3 protein-coding genes are annotated in these 19983 nt (G+C 47.0%); all 3 read right to left on the bottom strand.

Annotated elements, in window-relative coordinates; translation table 11 throughout:
- Positions 1-469 precede the first annotated feature (469 nt).
- From DW657_RS13325 to DW657_RS13315, 3 genes are read right to left on the bottom strand one after another with little or no spacing between them, the layout of a single operon-like run.
- Positions 470-17116, bottom strand: a complete 16647-nt coding sequence (locus DW657_RS13325) for a strawberry notch C-terminal domain-containing protein (protein ID WP_118312948.1) — start codon at positions 17114-17116, stop codon at positions 470-472.
- A 17-nt stretch (positions 17117-17133) separates the two neighbouring features.
- Entirely contained in the window at positions 17134-18459 is a 1326-nt protein-coding gene (locus tag DW657_RS13320; RefSeq protein WP_118312946.1) for a hypothetical protein, read from the bottom strand.
- Between the two features lie 3 nt (positions 18460-18462).
- Positions 18463-19902: a hypothetical protein gene (locus DW657_RS13315; protein WP_118312944.1), complete on the bottom strand. Its 1440-nt coding sequence runs from the start codon at positions 19900-19902 to the stop codon at positions 18463-18465.
- Positions 19903-19983 lie beyond the last annotated feature (81 nt).

Below are 19983 nucleotides of genomic sequence, written 5' to 3'. Positions count from 1 at the left end.
GATTACATAAGAATTAACAGAGTATTGTTATTATATTTGCAGTCCTATTTATTTTTGCCTGTCTGTCATTGTATCGTATATGTACAGTAGGTAAAACAAACGGTGCAATAGTTTCTAAAAAAGAAATGTATGATATGCACTTCGCTCAGAAAATAAGAAGGCTGCATATACGTTTATTAGCCTTTCTAGCCTTTGGAATGGTACTAGTTGTTGTATATTATTTTATGCCAACTAGGTTAGGAGATTACGTTTACATAGAAAGGGATTTACCTAATCACAAGCAAACCATTCATTCGAATGGTTCATGCCCATTAATTAAAAAAGGATATAGTGTAAACGAAGTACATTACTATACCTATACTCCTTATGTTGATTGCTTCTGTTCTAGATGTTTCTATGAGTCAGATGCCATCAAATTAACCAAAGGAGAAAAATAAGGAGTGAGCAATAAGCCCACTCCTTTTTTATATTATTCCAATCTATCCAGTTCATCAACCGCATCCATCATGATCCTATCTATATTCTGATTGGCGAAGTTGATGCTCTCGGTATCGCTCGCCTTATCCCTCATCTTCTTCCAGCGCTTCATCTGTTTCTCTGCCAGCTCGATTACTCTCACCTTGGCAGCCTCCTTGGAGTTCTGGAATTGATAATACTCACCGATATTCGTAATTCTCTTATCCAGCGGAACGTTCTTCGATTTCAGGCGGTCCACGTTTGCCATAGTCTTCTCCATTTCGTCCTTGTAGTTATACCACTTGCTCTTTGTTCGCTGCAAGCTGCTCTGCTCACTTGGCGTATAAAGAAGAGAGCGAAGGAAAGGAATATCCTTGGTTTCTGTGTCGCTTCCGTGCTTGATAACACCGATAGCTCGCTCTGTAAAGGTAGCGGCACCACCACCTATACCACCGATGTAGTGATTCAGCATACTAGGGTTCGTTACCATATCCAGGAAACTGTTGCCCAGCATATCCTCATTACCCTTGGATACATCGTTGGTCTGGGCATTCACCCATTTATTTACAGCCATATATCCGTCAGGCGTGCCCTTGTAGGCTCTCTGCCAAGCAGGGGAATTTTCATTCCAGTCACCACGTCTTTCAATCGGCGCACCCTTCCAGTCGGTATTCAACTCCCATTCCACGAAAGGAGATAGGGCAGAAGGAGAGATAGCCTTGATGGTTTCATTCAATGGCTCCTTGCCAGCCGAAGAGTTGCCGAGATAGTCCATTACCGGCACAAGCTGCGACATACAGCCCACGGCATCCAAGGCAGGATTCTTCTGTCCGCTCACGTTTGGCGAGAAGGTCAATCCTGCCGCCAAGTCGCCCAGACCATAGAAGGCTCTCAACTCAATGGCAAGCGGAATCGTTACGAACTCGCCACCGCCCTTGTAGATACAGAGATTGTTTCTTCTCACGTAGTCTGGCAGCTCGCCGTATGGGTCCTTCACTCCCTTTCTGTCCTTCTCGTCCTCACTCGCAATCAGCACATTGTTACCAAGTGCAGCCAACGCACCGAGAGCAAAAGGAATGGCAAGCATATTGATAGATGTACCCACAGGATGATTCTTCAAGTTCTTCACCAGCAGATTGGTGCTCTGAATACCGGCATTAAAGAACATAGAACAATGTCTGAGATAGCTAGCCGTAAATCCGTAAGCCCATCTTGCAGCCGCCTTGCCGCCAGTCATTTCTCCGTTCTTGAAACTCTTGATGGCATCACCGCTACCATGTCGGTTGAAGTTGGTAGATACCTCCTTCGCATCATAGACCGAACGGATGATAGAGCGGTTACTGTCTCGGCTCGCACAGTAGGTTGCGAATCGGGCGATATTCTCAGCCACCTCGTTGATGTTCGCCAGATTTCCGAAGAAGAAGTCACGAAGGGCAGCACCGCCCTTGTCAATCTTGCTTCTTTCGCTCTTCACATCTTTCTTGTACTCCTTAGTCCAGTCCTGCATGTTCTTAATCTGAACCCAACCAGTTTCGCCGCCGTTCTCCATGAACTCCTTGAAATATCGCTGAACCTTGTCAGAAGTATCAAGTGTTCCGTTACGATACTTGGCAAACAAGCCCAAGCCTGTAGTTCCGCTCAAATCCTTGAAGCTGATAGTGGAAGCACCCTTATAAAAGCCCAACTGCGCATAATACTTCGCCCAGAGCGCACCATATCTAGCACCTTCCTTGGAAGTCACGTTGCTCGATGCAAACTCCGCATCACGCATGATGTTTCGCATCACGAACTCAGGGTTGTAAGATGTACACAACTGCGCCATCATTCTTGAGATAGAACTCAATGGTTTCATGATTCCCTTGGCTCCCGAGTTCTCCAGCAACCCATTCAGAGCCTGCGCTGCTCTAGGATTTCCATTAATAATAAAGGTATGGGTCCTTCCGGCAATCTTCACGTCCACGATGTGCTGCGATTTATTCTCTGCTCTCTGGAACTTATAGCCAATCTTGTCTCTGCGATACACCTTGTATGCCAAGCCCTGCGATTCCTTCATCTTCATATCCTTGTTGAAGTCTGAAACAATCTGGTTGATTTCGTCAGCCGTAGCGCCCTCTGGAATATCAGGGTAGCGCTCATAGACGATGTTCACCACTGGGTCCTTCTCATACCATACGCTTGTTTCGGTAATCAGATTGTTGCCCGAATTATTTCGCGCGAATCTTGCGAAAGCCTGACGGATAGCGTTCATACCGCCGTTCTTGATGGCTCTGTTTCCCATCGCACCTATCTGCGCCAGTACGTTTGTCTCACTCAGATACTTGTGTCCTCTTGCTCTCATGATGGTGCTTCCGATATAGCTCTTCGGGTCGCCCTGCTCGGTAATGTAGCCGTAGGTGTCTTCCGCCGTAGCTTCATCATACTTTCTCAAAGGCACATACCAGTTGAACATATTAGATACATGACCGTGCAATTCCTTGCTGATGATGCCGTTCTTGTAGTCGCTGTCAATCGAATACTGGGTAGCAGCCTTCACCTTATTCCAATAGTCCTTCACGGTTCCCTTCTTGATGCTCTCCATCTTCGCTTCCGAATCCATCACGCTCTGGATAGCTTCTGCATCATCGTATGGGTCAGAAGATTTCGCCACTTCCTGAATGGCGTGCATACCCGAATAGTCGTGTTCGCCAGCCTCGAAGTCAGCATCAAAGTGATTTCTGATACTCTCGTCCAACTGTCTGTAGTACTCCTTCAGGTCGATGTTGCCAGCCTTCAACTCGTTGTCAAGATACTCCTTGTCGCTATAATAACTGTTTTCCAGGAAGTCGGCATCCTGCTTCTTCTGTTCATCCATTCTCATCTGTTTGAGGAAGTCACGAACAAAGAACTCTCTGTTTCGCTCCAAGCCGTGTTTGGTAATCATATAGAGATTGAAGTTTCTGATCTTCTCATCATCCTTCTTGCCATCGAAGGCATCCAGTACGTCAGCCATCGCCTTATCCAGAGGCTTCATTACGTTGCGCTCAAACATCTGAGCCGCATCACTCATCGCACCCTGCATGGTGTTCTGCAGTATATAAGGATTCTCGGAAGAGGCAATATCCTCAATCTTCTTGTCTGGCACAATCGCATTCATCAGTTTCTTCAATGAAAGCATACTGTCCATATAGCTCTCGGTGAACATATAGCCGTGCTCATCTAGCGAACGGTGGTATCTATCGAGTGCCGTGCCGGCTGATGGGGTAGTGCGGAAGTGAATCTGTCCGTCTGTAGCCTCATCCCACTCGCTCTTGGTAAGATTTTCCATACTGCTAACCTTGCCATCGTTGCCGTAGAACATACCATCGTGCGCTACAACAGCAGGCATACGCTCATGGTCGAGACGGTATTTCACCGCCTCGGCTCTCATCTTCCAATAAGGATCATTCGGATTTTTCTGCAAGTTCTTGCTCAACCAGAGCAGGTACTTCACATCTTTAGTATTAGGGGCAATACGATAACCGATTTCATGAAGGAAATCAGATACCTTATTCTTGATACCATTCCAGAAACCAGCTTCACCCTTGCCATCCTCGGCGAGTCGGGCGATACCTTCCTCAATAGCATTGTAGATATTCAGAGGATTGTACTTTCTCTCCTCATCCACCAGCTTCTTCAAAGCCGCATTCTCAGGCTTATCCAAGTCGTACCATACATCACGAAGGAACTTGTCGAATCGTTCATCACCAAACAACTCTCTCATCCCCTTGTGCCCAACCACCTCATGCCAGATGGTCTTCTCGGCAGTATATTTATCGTGGATATTAGGCATGTAAAGATGCACCTCGCCAGTCTTCTCGTCATACCAACCGGTAATCTTTCTGCCTTCCTCAATAGCATCCTTAGCCGTCTTGTTGGTGATTTCATCAACCGATGAAACCATCTTCACTTTGCCGCCAGTCTTCTGAGCCACCTTTTCCACATGACTCTCAACCGATGAAGTAGGGTAGCTAAAAGTCTTCTCCTTATTAAGACGTTCCTGCTCCTCAGGGTCAGTTACCTTTTTGTTAACAATCTCATCGTTAAGTTCTGCTCCCTTTTGGAATACACCATAATCAAGATTCCTGATTACGTTCTCTAAAGCTTTGTCCAGTCTGTCAAGCGCACTAACCTTTGGAGGGAAACCAAGCATATTTCTAACGGCTGCAATAAAGCTTCTGAACCATCCCTTTGCGGCAGGCATCTGTGCTGCGATTCTTCTCCATGCAGGGTTTGCTAGTTCTGTTATCATTTCTGCAGGATTTGTAAGCGCATAAGGCTTTGCTCCATCAAAATGTCTCTCAAAGTAAGAGTTAATTTTACCGTACAGATCAACCACCTCTTTTGCCGCCTTTCTTTGGCGTTCATTCAGTAAGTCACCATAGCCCTTTCGATAAAGGTTGATAATGTCCGATGTCACAACGTGCAACATTTCGTGGCAGATTGTAGAAGCAAGTTCTTGTTTGCTGAACTGAATGGAAGATAAGTAGTCTGTATCTATCAATATATAGTTCTTTGGATGATAATAATATCCCTCAGTATAGACCTTTTTATAAGCTTCACCTTTCAACTTTGTTCCAAGAACATCAACGATGCCTTCAATGCGGTCAAAAATCTTTTTAACATCAGTATCACTGTTGTAATCGTTAAAAATCCTTTCAACCTGTTCTTTACTAGCCCAATCTCCTTCTTCGAGACCATACTTTAATCGGATATTATTGAATCTTTCGAGAAGATATTCTTTAGCTCTTTGAGCAGCTGCCAAAGAGAGTGCCGTTTTTTGGTAATCTGAGAGTACCCCTTTTCCGCTGGATATTCGCACACTAACCCCTTGCGAAACTTCATCCGTTCCTCTGGAGTCATTTCCTTCGGCTGCTTCGGTGCCAATAGCTCTTTTGATTTCGTTGAAATCAGTTTTTCTGTTGAATCCATATTTCTGTTCTATATCTTTAAGTTTACTATCCAAAGAGTCGATGATAGAGTTTAAGCCTTCATACTTTTTGACAGGATTTCCTTTTTCGTCATATTTAAAAGTATCAATATACTGTATTTCAGCATATTTATTAGCCTCTTTCTCTATGTTAGGCTTTTCTGGTGAATCCCCATAAAGTCTTTCAACCTCATCATCGAATCTCTTTTCAATCTGCGAAGATACGGTTTTATCTACATCTTCGGGAATGATTCTACCTTTCTTAACATCTTTTGTATCTGTTTTAGAATACTGCAAGCCTCGGTCCTCACGGAAGTGGGTACCTTCATCCTCAGAAGCCTTGCGCTCCTCCTGCACCTTCACGCCCATCTTAGACAGACGGTCCAGTACTGGCTTCAACTGCTCAGGCTTGAACTCGGCAAGCATATTGTTACCTCTTGTCTCGAAGTTATTGCCATTAACCAGTTTCAGCAAGTCTTTATCCAAGAAGTATTTGCCGCCCTTTGCCTTGCTCTTCGGTACACGAAGTTCGTAGTAGTTGCCACGATTGTTGTCTATGCGCTTCACCTTCACTTCACCATCCGATGAAGTAACCTCGTCAATACCGCCGTGCCATGATGAAAGTTCAAACTTATCAGCCACGCTGTTGATAGGCGCATCCGTAGTCAAGCCCTTAGGGTCGAAGTGGTCCGGCATCAAGATACCAGTCTTCACCTCGCCAGTATCAGTAGTATATTTCACCAGCTGACCGCCCAAGCCCTGATCCTTACTGTCAACCAAAGCCTGCATCAGGTTGCCGGTCACGATATAGCCATTCTTGCGGCTCTCATTGCTAGTCAGTCTATCCCAGTTATCAAACTTTTGATTCAATACTCTGAGATGACTGTCTCCCATGCCAGCAGCCTGCTTAGTCATGTTATCAATGGCACTGATAACATCTGCCTTGTTATCGCCTACACCCACCTTGCCAGCGATAGGGAAGGTAATCTTTCTTCTACCATCCAAGGTGGCAAAAGATACAGAAGAGGCGTTAGGCGAGAAGTTATCCGTAATCTTTATGTCGATGAGCCTTCCGTAACTATTGCCGAATCCGCTCAACTCGTTAGGATTGTTCATATCTGCAGGCAGAACGAAAGCGCTGTTAGTATCGAAGGTATCAAGCACTCGGTCAAACATTTCAGCCTTAGCTTTCAGGTTCTTCACCACATCGTTCAGCTTATCTTTCTCCTGCTTGTAGATGTTATCATACTGATAGCCAGCCATCTTCTCAATCTGCTCATCGCTCATCCCCGAATCCTTCTGACCCTTCTTAGCATCCTTGATATACTTCTCCTTAGCCTTGGTAGCAACCTTCACCGCACGCTCCTCATACCTCTGAGCCTCGTCCGCAATCTTCTGGTCGAAGTACTCCTTCACGGCAGTCTTCTTCTCGGTCTTGTACTCCTCCCAAGTCTTGCCGCCAGTCAAGCCTTCCTGCGAAGCCTTCACCTCAGAAGCCTTCATAGGTTTCTTCAAGATAGCCATGTTCACCTTTTCTATATAGGTATTGTCGGCAAAGGCATTATCGCCGCCTGGCTCTGCACCCTGCTTCCAAACTTCCTTGCGGATAGTCTTAGCCTTCAATGGCAGCTCGGTAATCTCCAGATCGTTCTCGCCCATTTCGTTGAGACGCTGAATCTCGTTGGCATAAAGCTCACCAATCTCCTGTAACATCTTCTCCTGCTCGTTTACTCTCAGCAAAGCCATACGTCCCAGTAACTTGCTTGCATCGGCACCAGCCTCGCCATCACCGACACCACCGCCATCGGCTACAAGTCTCTGTGGGTCGATGCGTGACAAATCTTCTCCAAGGCTCTTTTCCCATCCGAATGGGTCTGCCATTCGGGAATAAAGGTCAAGATGCTCTGCCATATATTCACGGACTACCTTATCGCCATATTTATTGGTAATATCGGCAACTTCCATTTCGTTGAACTTACTCTTCTGAGAAGAAGTAGTGTTGGCATCAAGCGACTTCAACTTAGCCTTGAACATCATCAACAATCGCTGCTCGGCAGGAATCAGAGAAACCACATACTCGTATGCGCCTCTAGCCACCTGACCGGTTCGGTCGATACGTCCACGCATCTGAACCTCATCATTCACATCAAGCTGCTGCTGCGCTACGATCATCACACGTTTCTTCTGGTCCTTATACTTGCTCGAAGCATGCAGAGAGATACCAGTGGCAGCACTCTTGTTCAGAATAAGCGCATCAATCTTGCCGTCATTAAAATCACGTGCGAGTTTCTTCTTGTCGGTATCAGCACGCTTTATCTTGGTAACAGTACCGTTCTCGTTATACACGAACTCGGTCTGCCTACCGGTCAGCTCGCCAACCTTATAACCTGCCTTCTGCAGCTCGTTCTTGATAACATCAATAGGGGAGAGTGAAAGACCGGTACTTGTCTGCTCAATCTTCTTTTCCAGTTCGTGATAAGCCTCAACTGCCTCTTCACCCAAATCAGAAAGCTTGATGTAGCCGCTTTCACTATTATCCTTTGCATCCTTCTGAGTATAGCGAAGTGTACCCTCCAGACCCTTCTTCAAAGATGTACCCAAGTCAGGTGCGTCCATTTCCTCGCCAAGCGCAAGGTTGCCAGTCTGCGATTCGTTGGTATTGTTCAACGCAATCACAGGCTTCATGCCCTGCTTCAAGTAGTCGATGGCACGTTCTGCAGCAGACTTTGCTTTCAGGGAGAGAAGTACCTGCTGAACGGTGTTGAACGCCTTGCTTGCAAATGGCTGGTTCTTGATACCCAGGGCAGCAGTACCCTTCTTGATACCGATAGTAGATTGTATTTCAGCCAACTCTTCGTTGCGCTTGTCAACGTAGCCTGAAACATATTTCTTTTGGAAATTGATAATATCATTAAACAAGCCGATGATACTATCATACTGTTCTCGCTGTTCCTGCACTCGCTCAGGATCATCAATCGCCTTCCAGTCGATGGTCACGCCAGTCATATCTCGCTCACGGCGAATCATCTGACCGCATTGGGTCAACGTCTGGCTCATAATCTCCTGCAAGGTAGCACCGCCACGCTTCACCGCATCAATCAAATCGGATGCTTTCATACCGCCCTCATTCATGGCAGTACGCAAAGCGTAGATAGGCATATTGTCCGGTCTCTTGGCAAAGGTAGCCGAGAAGAAGGTAACGTTCTTTGCCTTCTGAATAATGTGCTGGAAATAGTTTCCCTGACCGCTATTGCCACCAGCCGTGTGACTTTCATCAAGGATAAGGTAAGCATTATCCATCAGTTTCTCGATGGCATCACGTCTTCTTTGTCCGCTAAGGGCAGCAGCGCCGAATGTCTTACCCTTCGCAAGCTTTTTCTCTTTTCTGGCACCATTCTCATCAAACTCGTAAACACCATTGCTTACCTGACTGTAGGTAGTCAATACGTAGTCGTATTCCTCTGGCAGCTTGCCGTTCTTTTCGATGTAGTCAAGCACTCGCTTCACCTCACTCTTCGATGGCAGGGCGAATACTACATTTCCGTCTGAGTCGGTAATGGCAGCTTCCTTGGCACTACCGAATACAAATGGTCTCAATTCTGGGCTACCAATATCCACCAAGTCACGATAAACATCGCTCAGCAATCCTGCTGTCTTGGTAAAATACACTGGCACCTGCCCCTGCTTCTTGGCGTATCTGATAAGCGAAGCAGCCTGTCTTCCCTTACCGATACCGGTCATGTCGCCGATGATGAAGGCGTTGCCCTTCTTTGCCTGCTGCAAGGCAAGAGCTACTGAGTCAACTTGCTCCGCTGCAAGATGAGAATACAAATCGTCCTTGTCATTATAGCCAAGTTCATCAACCAGGAACTGGTCGGCATCGCCCAGCTTTTCAAGATTCTTGTTTACCGCTTCCTGCTGGTCGGCAGGCATCACGGCTTTCAGAGTGAAAGGGTTTCCACTCTTTGGGGTATAGGTAACTTTCTCTGTACTTAGTCCACGTACGGATTTGTCCACCCGCTGTAATTGTCCCCGTGGTCCGCTTCCGCTCCCGGTGCTGGCAGATTCATCAGTACTTGGCTGAGTGTCATTCCGTCCAGCTCCTCCTGATCCAGCTCCTCGCTGTCCGTTGGTTTCAGAGGTTGTTCCTTCGCTCTGAGAAGGCTCTGCCCTTGTTCCGTCTGCTCCAGTATCTCCATCAGAAAGTCTTCCATCTTCTCTTGGCTCGGTTCCTCGTTGATTCTCCAAGTCATCATGGGTTCCTGATACGGAAGATGTGTCAGATACGTCAGACCCTCGCTTACCATCTGGTTCGCTTCCTCCTCGTTCGCCTGTTCGTACTCCCTCTTTAGAAGTACCAGCAGAGCCTTGTTGATCAAGTTCTGATTGAGTACTTCTTGTTTCTCCTCCGATGGAAGAATCCATCCGTTCACCTCGTAGTATATCATCTTCAATTCGTTTATAAAGTTCATCATAATCTTTCACGGTCTCTGCTCTAGCCTTATCCTTTACTGGTGGAAAGGCATTCTCATTCAAGCGTCTTCCGTTTATCAAAATAATACGTGTTGGGTAGCTGGTTCCCTGCTTTGCATAGAGACCACCATCCACGTTAATCACGTCCTCCACATTATAGTGGCTATAGAGATAACCAAGGAAAGCCTTATCTTTCGGATTCAGACTTCCGTTCTTGGCGTATTCCGTCTTACCGCCAATGATAATAGCAGCACGACCATCGTCCTTCATGCTCTCCAGGGCATTGATAGCCATCTGTCCTTCCAAAGAAGAAATCTTGTAGCCGTCATACTCCTTAGGGGTAGCACTACCAAATGGTGGATTTGTTACCACCACGTCAATGTTCTTGTCTGCAAAAGGCTGGGTTCCGTCCTGACTGGTCACATTCTTGAAGCCCTGTCTTCTCAGGTTCGCCAATCGCTGGGCATCAATATCGTTCACATGCACCTTATCCATTGGCAAGCCGATGGTAAGCATACCGTTTCCGGCACTTGGTTCCAGAGCACTCTCTATCACTTTACCATTTCCCTTTACATACATATCCGCAAGGAAAGCGTAAGGGGCAGGGGTAGAATACTGCTGCTTCATCACTCGCTCAGAATCACGCTGGTTGAGGCTAGGCTGATTCTCATAGAGCGTCTTGATACGTTCAAACTTCACGGCATCGTTGGTTGATTCAGAAGAAGCGATACCTCTTGCTCGCTTAACAATAGCTGTTTCAGCAAGCTCCTGCAAGTCTGTGTCCTTAATATCCTTCAAGCCAACTTTCTCAGCGATTTGTCTCAGCTCAACAATACCGTTAAACTTATGCTTGAAACCCAACTTTATGTTCACGGTATCAATAAACTTCTTCTCTGCCAGCTTTCTATCCTCGGCAGTCTTAGAATCACCCACCAGATTCTCCTGATGCTTAGGAGAAGTCTTCTCGTAGTAGTCAGCCCACTCCTTCAAGCTCATGCGCTGCTCGCCATCACGATAGCGGATATTCATCATCTGCTCATAGATAGCATCCACGTCTTCCTTCTTGAAAACCTTAGCAGCAGGAGCAAACTCCTTGCGCATTTCCTTCACCACGTCTTCAAGATTGTGCATGCCCCTCTTGATTCTCAGGTAAGCATTCTCTGCCATGGCACTCACCAGCTTAGGTAACACTTCCAGTTGCCTTGAGTTAAGACCGATGAACGAAGCAGATATTTCATCCTTGCCGGCATTCTTGAGCATATTCCAAAGGTCATTAACCTTCTTGCTGGAAGCCGCTACTGCTGCATCGTCAGCCGCCTGCTGAGGCTTCTTTTCAGTCTCTGCTTTAGCTTTCTTCTCTTTTTCGAATCCTTCTGCCGCATTCTTGATACCCTCCATAGGGTCAGCGGATGGTTCAGCTTTAGGAGTCTCAACCTTTGGTTCAGCCTTCAATCCCTTGCGTTTAGCATAGATGCTTTCGTAGATAGCACGGTGCAAATCGTCTGTCACTTCTCCGTTCAGATAGTCAAGAGCCATATCCTTGGATAAATCGTCCACGTCTGCCTTCATAATCTCATCCTCGGTCAAAGGATGCTCCTTCTTGAACTCTGCTGCAGCTGCCTCAATCGGGTTAAACTGAGGGTCTGGGTTCTCTTCCTTTGGAAGGAGTGGGAGAGGACCTTCTTCATTCTTGCTGTCAATATACTCAGTAACCTCATTCAGGTCGCCAAACTTCTTGCCATCATACTCATAGTAAGACCCAGTGTACTCGCCCTTCTTGTTAGGCTCATCAACCTTCATCACTTCCTTGTCTCCATCAATCAGAATCTTCTGCTTCATGATAGGACCATTCTTTGATGGAGTCTCGGTTTCCTCGTCCGTCACTTCAATACGACTTTCGAGTTCCTTGTTTTCTAAGTCGTCAGCCTCTTCTACTCTTGGTCGCTCTGCTTCTGCTGGTTCATTTCCTCCTGATGCTTCTTGTTGAGGTTCTTCAACGCCTGAAACATCATTGCCTCCTTCATTTTCTGAACGTCCTGTGCCATAATCTTGCCATTTTTTAAAGTTCAAATACTCGTTAACTAACTCTTCCTTGGTAGGAGCAGCCTCAAAGATACTGCCCTCGCCAGTGTTTCTGGATGCAGCGATGCGGTTGTATTCATCAAGCAAATCCCTGAAATCCGCAACCTTGCCCTCCAAGGCTAAAGCCATCATCTGAGAGATAGAAGAGTAACGCTTAGCCGCATCCTCACCAAACATTTCTGATGTTCTCAGCAAGGTATCAACCTTATTGCCGCCCTGTCTTGCCTCATAGAGCAACTGGATAGCCTGATCAATCTCATCACGAAGAGAGAACTCGCCCAGCTTCATGTTGTCCATTACCGAACGGATAGCGTTGATAGCCTTATTCTTCACCGTAGAGTCGATGCCCAGCATTCTGATAGTCTCAGGCTTGAAGATGGAACCCAGAAGAAGGTTCTTCACATACTCCCTGCCTTGTGCTGAAAGTCGCTCAGGGCTATCCATCATCTGTGCCACTTCGTTCTGTCCGATGATGCCTTTATCTACTAACGTCTTTACCAAGTCATTTATTGCCTTGGAATTGTTAAAGAATGCATCAAGAGAACCATTTCCCTCAATCTCGGCTACGATAGCACCTACTTCGTCAGAAGTCAAGGTCTTAGCCTTGGCTACCGCCTGTTCGGTATTGCTCTGTGTCTTCTTCTCGTTTCTGTTGAATTTGGAGAAGGTAGCCGTATCGTACGGCAATCTCTCATCGGTCACCAATACCAGACGTGGATGCTCGATTCCGCTCTGCTCAATCTGTTCTCTAGTAAAGCCGAAGTTCTCGGCATTCTCCAGAAGGTCGTTGATGTATTCGCCATCCGTGCCGTCCTTTGCCGCCTTCTGTCCTGCCATGGTTCTTCCATTGCCATCATAAACGATACCCTCGTCAGATACCACTGGCACCTGCTCGATCGCCATACCGTTATACTTCCTGGCAATCTGATCCGTATTCTGCTGAGCCGCCTTGTCGTGCTCATAATCACGGTCATTCACGGTTCTGCCCTCAGCATCGGTAGGGAATCCCTCAGATTTCTTATAGCCATTGTTCACATCGTGAGAAGGAGTAAGACTTTCAGCCGGCACAATCTCATAGTGTCCCTTAATCTTTGTCTCTCCGTCAGGCAGCATTCTTGTGCGCTTGTTGCCTACAAGTCTAGGTGCATTCACAAACTTCTGTGCAGCCACGCTGCCAGCTTCATGTGCGCCCTCTGTCTGTTCTGTCTTACCCACAGTCTCCGCAACCTTCTTGGCAGTCATAGCCTTCTTGATGTTCTGGGCGTGGTCCAACTGCTGCTTGGCAGCTTCAATGGTCTGGCTCTTCAAAGCCTCCTGCTCCATGATGTCGTTAGGCTCGGCGGTATAGTCCACCTTCATTTTCTCGGCATCCTTCAAAGCCTTCTCTGCTTTCTGAATCTGTCCGTCCACTACCTTTTCAGCATTCTCCCCGAAGTCCTCAGCAAGAATCTCAGCACTCTGCTCTGGAGTCATTTTCTCATAGTCAGGTGTAGGTCTTCCCTTGCTATCCGTAGCCATAGGAACATCGGAACCATCTGCAAACTTTCTGCTAGGCTGAGGCTGCTCTTGTTGTACTAAGTCCTCATTTGTGGTATTATCTTTGCCCGATGTGGTATCAACTTTTGTTAAAGTGGTATTATCTTTTGTTAAATCACCCTCTTTTGTGGTACTATCTTCCGATTTTGTGGTATTATCTTGTGGTGCCTCCTGCTCCTGCTGCGCCTTGGCAGCATCCTGCATCGCCTGCTCCTGTGCCGCCTGATTGTAAGGCTCAGAGTTCTTCATCTGCAATCTCTGACGATACTCAGCTTCAAACTGGTCGATAGGCTGATTCTGGAACAGAGTAACCTCATCTGCCTTCACATAGACCATTTCCTTGGTGTTAGGGTCGAAGCAGACAAGCATATCACCGCTACCTTCCTTCGCCTTGCCAGTAGTCTGGTCGAATGCAACATCACCCGAACCAACAAGAAGTGTTCTTCCGTTGCTGTCTTGCACGTACAAAGCCTGTTCGCCATTCATTGGCTGACCGTTCAATGTTCCGTGATAGCTCCAATCAGAAACAAAGCTCTTCACGTTTTCCTCGATGGCATCAGCAGTAGCCTGCTGCATACCCTGCACTCTAGCGTTCGCATTAATATATTGGGCAAGTGGGGTCAACTCTTCTTGGGTCAATCCATTCTGAATGAGTGCATCGTAAATCTGTGCCGGTGTCAAGCCCTGCTGGTGCAATTTCTCGAATGTCTGTTTGAAAACGTCATTGCTCTCCATCGCTTCATCAACTGCCTGTTCTGCATTATGGAGATTGCGCAATTCATCCACCACGACACCGCCTTCAGGGTTATCTGTTCCCAGACTATGCTCCTCGGCAACCGTCTTACCTTGGCTGGCAGACTGGTCTGCGTGTGGTCTCCAGCTAGGGAAAAGCTCATCTTCGAGTGCTCTCTTCACATGATAGAAGATTCTGTTCTCCTCATCGGTACGCTTCATTGGGTCCTTGCGCATGATTTTGTCAATATCAATAACAATGCTTCCTTCTTTACCAAGAAGTTCTTTGATAGAAGCCATGAAGTTATTAGTATAACCTTTGCTTTCTGATCTGAGGTAGCCAAGCAAACCGTTTTTGTCCGCATACTTTTCCCAGTCAAGATAGAGCGCACTCTTCTGGTTGCGCAATTCATTAATCAGTCGGGCATTATTCGGGTCTGTAATATCCTTATTCTCGTCATATCCGTTTTCTTTAAGGAATCTAAACGCTAGATTAGTGACAGTTCCATCATCATCTATGAACTGCATATCTTTCATCCTTGCGTAGCCCATCAGCGACATCATATCATCGTTGTCACGATAAAGCTTCTGCTTGTAAAGAATAGCTCTGCGCTCATCGGCATTCTTATAAGAGGTGCGTGTAAGGAGCGTTCCGTTCTTGGTGTATTCCAGAACCTGCTTATTCTTCACATCGTTCACGCTGCGGTAGCTTCTGCCCCTTGTGGTATTGAACAGTCCCATTGCTGCATTCACCTTTTCCTTGGTACTCTGAGATACGTCTGGGTCGTTCATGAAATCCGTGTATGCCGTTTTGTACTTCGGGTCTCTTGGAGCTGTCTTCGATGCACGGTCCACCTTCACGAAAGCATCCATCAGATTCTTCCCCGATGCAGAAGAAATCAATTCATTCTTCTCGTCAGGAGTCAGACGAATATCCACGGCGATAGGGGAGCCGTTGGCATTCTTGCCAATCACGAAATTACCACCACTATTATGGGTAAGATGATGCAGGATATTGCCCATCTTCACGAAGTTGCTAGGCTCGCCAGCCTTGAAAGCGCCAACCATCACAACATCTTCCAGCCAAGTGCCGAAGGAAATATCCTTGTCACCAGTCACGTTGTCGGCAACCATCATGGTTCCAGCCTCAACGCCGAGACCAGCAGCCGTAGCACCAAACTTCTGTGCGCCATGCAACAATCGCTCTCCAGTACTCTTCTCCAAGCCGGTTATACCGAACTTTGATACCCATGGAGCCATCACCGCACCCGATACACCAAACATGGCGCCAGTAACCGCACCGTGCCCTGCGCCTTTCAGACCTGCCTCGCCGATAGCCTGCAAAGAAGTATCATCGCCAGTAGAAGCCTGACTCAATGCGGCAGTAACGCCCGAATATCCTGCAAGATTCAGCGAACTTGTTGCCGTCCTAGTGCCCAATCCCGACATGATCTTCTGTGCCGTAGTCATATTGGCAACCTTGAAAGCCATCTGCTGTGCGGTAAGTCTCTGCGCTGCCTTCATCATGCCAGCCTTCACCAGTCCGTTTGTCAGAACTCGGGTTCCTGCATTCACGGCAGCACTCGCACCTGCACCGATTACGGCGAGCGGACCAGAGTCAGCAGCCATATTGACGGCTGTAGAAGCGAATCTCGTACCGATTCCTGAGCGGTAGGTTTCATCCTTGTGACCGGCAACCTTCTGAATTTCCGCATCACCATCAGCGATAGCAATACCTTCCTGCAATCTCTGTCTTGTATCTCTAGACATCACGGAAGGAGCCAACACCATACCGATAATAGAGTTGCTGAGGTTCTTGGCAATATAGTCAAGCGCACCATGAGGCATGATTTCCTCCTGGTTGCGCATCGTCAGAGCCTTCTGAGCATAGTTCATAATCTCTGGAGTAACGTACTTGTCAACATATTCCTCCACACCCATATTCAATCTTTCGGCACTCTCGGCAATATGGCGCTGCATTCCCTTCTGCGAATAAATCTCGCCGATTTTCTTGCTGAGATTGTTCATCAGAACGTTCTGACGGTTCACCTGCTCCTGAGTCTGAGCATCACGGAAAGCCTGTTCCTTTACCGACTGAGGCGCATAGATACCGCCCATCTTGTCAAGGTTCTGCTGATACTGCTGACGTGTCAACTCCTGCGCCTCATTCATGGAAGAATCTACCAGTTTGAGCAGATCATTACCCAAAATACCTTCGGTCTGTCCGTCATTTCTTACGAACTTGTTACCCTCAACCTCATACTGGGCGAATGCTCTGGCATCGTCTATACGCTGCTGCTTACCTCTAGCCTGTCTAGCCTCTGGAGTAGAAAGCTGCTGCATTGTCTCATTGAAGTTCTTGGCAGTAGGGGTTATTCTGCTTCTGCTGATAGGGGTAGCTCTCTGCTGTTCCTGACGTGCAGCCTGTTCCTGTGCTCTCTGCATGCGTGCGCGCGCATTACTAGCCTGAGCCTGCTGCATCGGGTTCATCTGATCGTTGCGCATGTGCATCAACTGCCAGTTCTGCATGTAGTCTGTACCAGAAGTAGTAGCCGTTCTAGGCTGCTGAGCCTTCTGCTGCCTTGACTTCTGATACTGAGCTGCGACTTCCTGCGCTCTCTGCTTCATCGTCAGCTTCTTGACAGGCTGAACTGGCTTCTGCTGCTGAGGTTTCGGATTTACTGCGTGAAGTCCGAGTCGCTGCGCAAACTCCTCATACGATTTACTGGAAACAGCACCATCGGCGTGAAGCGCATCATAGAGCTGCTTTCTGTTATGATAGCCCTGCTTGCCAGGCGCATACACGAACTGTCTGAAATGTTCTCTAGTTCCTGAAACTGCGCCATCGGCTTTCAAGGCGTTGTAAAGTTGGTCAAATTTATCTCCAGCCATATATTATATATTAATGTTTATAAACCAAGTTTCTTTGTATTCTTATAGCCATTCTTCGACTTGCCGGCAGGCTTCGCTGCCTTCTTTCTGGCTTCTTCCCTCTGTCTTCTCTGTGCTCCTGCTCTCTGTGCAACAGAGGAACCGCCTTGTCTGTTGGTGGTTCTAGTAGTAGAACCGTCCTTGTTGAACACTTCCTTGCTGCTTGAAGTAGATGAATTGCCAGAAGTATTTCCATTGTAGTAGGCTTCATTTGCTTCATACATGGTCTTGTTGGATGCGTAATGAGGTTTTCCTTCTGCATCCCAAGTTACGTATTTGGCAGAAGAGCCTCCACCGCCGCCTGATCGTCCACGTCCGCTTCCCTTATGGGTAGCGTTATACTGTGAAATATTCAGTCTTCTGTTGGTCTGCTCATCCTTTGCCCTGTCACGTCCCTGCTTGTACTCGAAGTCTCGCTGGTCCTTCTCCTGCTTATACTTGGTGGCAGCTGCGTCCTTGCCCTTTCGGTACTCAAACTTATCCTTTGCAAGCTGGGCGTTATCACCACGAAGCCCAGCCAGATACAGCTTGTAAGCCTGATCTGCTCTGGCGGCAGCACTCTTTAGGTCAAGATTTGCCTGCTTATAGGCTGCATCCGCATCAAGGGCAGCTTGTTTCTCTCTCTTTGTCTTGCGCTTCTGGTAAGCTTCTTCCATCATGGTAGTTGGGTCGTTGAATACCTGCAAAGGCGCCCCCTTGGAAGTATTCACGATGTTGCCCATGTGACGTATGGCATCGCCGAATGCCGCAATACGCTCTCTGTTGGTGGTGATTCGGCGGTCATACTCATCAGGAGTCTCACCCTCACGCATACCCGGTCGGCTCTTGGGAATCAGCTTGCCCAGCCACCCGAAGAAACCGCCATCCCTCTGGGAAGGGTCTGCCTGGAACTCTGGAACCTGTCTCTGCTGGGCGTCTGAACCGTTCAATGCGGAAGAAAGGGCTGACAAGTCATTCTGCTGGGTCTGTGCGGGATTGGTAAACTGTACTCCGTCAGTTCCATATTCTGGTGCTGGTGCAGGGGTACTAGGGGTAAGATCTGCCTGTTGAGTCTGAACAGCAGGAGCCTCCAGTTTCCCACTAACACCTCCATTCTGCTGAAACACGTTCACATTCATAGGTTGGGGAGCAACCGCTGGAATCTGCCCACTAGGACCACCCTGCATAGTCTGGTTCCCCAATCCCATCACCTGATCATAATCAGGGTACTTAGCCCTCATCATATCATGTACAGCCTGAGGATACCCATTAATGGAAACAGGTACCCTTTTCTGCTGCTGTGGATTCTGATTATTTACTGGCATATCTTACTTCATTTTCTTTATTGCATCAATAAAATCCTTACCGCATAGAACGATTACACCAGAATGGTCTTCACCTTCCTCTGCAATATCAACCCCAACTACCTTGGTCTTTCCTCTAGCAATATCATTGATCTCCTTCTTGGTCTCTCTATTGCAATTAGCAGGAAAACCATAAGTCTGATAGTTCTTACAGCGTTCAAGCATTTCAACATTAATGTTACCATTCTTGTCAGCAAGAACATATAGATGAGCAAGCTCCTTGATAAATTCGTTTGCTGCCACGCCATAGTCACAATACTCCTTAGAGCCATTACGGACAATCTCAACCAGCTTGGTCTTCTCCTCCAACGCCTCTTTCAACTTCTCGCATTCCTTCATGCGAAGATTAAGATTAATCTTGGCACCATCATATTTCTTACTAATATGGTTTACCAAGCCTTTCTGAACCTTCAACTCCTTGCCCAAGTCGGCAATCACCTCGTCCTTCTCTGCAATCTTCTTCTCATAGTAGGCAAGCGCCATATTCTTCCTTGCAATCACCTTCTCCTTCCAAGCGAGAGCACTCTCGGCACTCTTCAAAGCCTGAGCATCAATCTTGTCAACAACCTTATTGGCAAGCTTCTCCTTCAACTCCTCATTCGCCTTCACGTACTTCTGGCATAACTCGGTCAGATTCTTCTCACGAATCTTGGAAAGACGAAGTTCCTCTGCAACGTCAGCCAAAACTGCGTTCTTATCCTTTAACTCCTGTTCCAAATCAAAACTCTCGCCGAACATCTTCATCTTTCCTTCTAGGTGTCTGGAACTTTCCTTCCCCAACTCCTCAATCTTCAAGTTCTTCTTGTGGATGATCTTGTTGAGTCGGGCAATCTCCTTGCCCAAAGCCTCAATCTTGTCGCTCTTGGTAATCATCCTGTAGTAAAGCTCATTGAATTCGTCTGTCATTGTCTTGCTGACTCTCTCCAGGCGCTCATTCTCCTTAGTAAGCTCTGCAATATTCTTTGCCTGCTCATCCAACAAGGCATCGTTAAACTGGGAGGCTGATTCTGCAAGGGCAGGGTTTTCACTTGTATTTTGGTTATCTTTCCACTTCAACTTTATGCCTTCTACTGCGCTCAAAGGAGAACCAGGAATAGGCTCGCCGCAATGTTCAATGGATTTATTTCCAGATAAATCGCCTTTGATGCTGTTCTCAGCAGAACCGGGAGCCTTGGTATTCTCTTCGTACTCCTTCTCCAAACGTTTCTTACGCATATCGTAATCATGTCCGCTAATGGTTATATAATAACCTTCCTTGGATAAAACACGGAAAGCTTCAAGCACAGAAGGCTTCTCATACCCAAACCAGTTGCTATCGTCAAACTCAAATGGCTCTGTTGACTTGTGAAGATCAATCACTGCAAACTCTTTCTCCAATATCTTCTTTGCTTCTTCTAATGTCATATCTATATTATTTTAATATTTAACTTCATTAACACTTCTCGAAAAATTAGGGGTGGGGGAAATCGGAAAACCGAAATCCAA

This window comes from Prevotella sp. AM23-5, assembly GCF_003473645.1.
GTDB lineage: Bacteria > Bacteroidota > Bacteroidia > Bacteroidales > Bacteroidaceae > Prevotella > Prevotella copri_A.
Note: the sequence above shows the minus strand (reverse complement) of the source record. Positions and strands in the feature narration are given on the sequence as shown.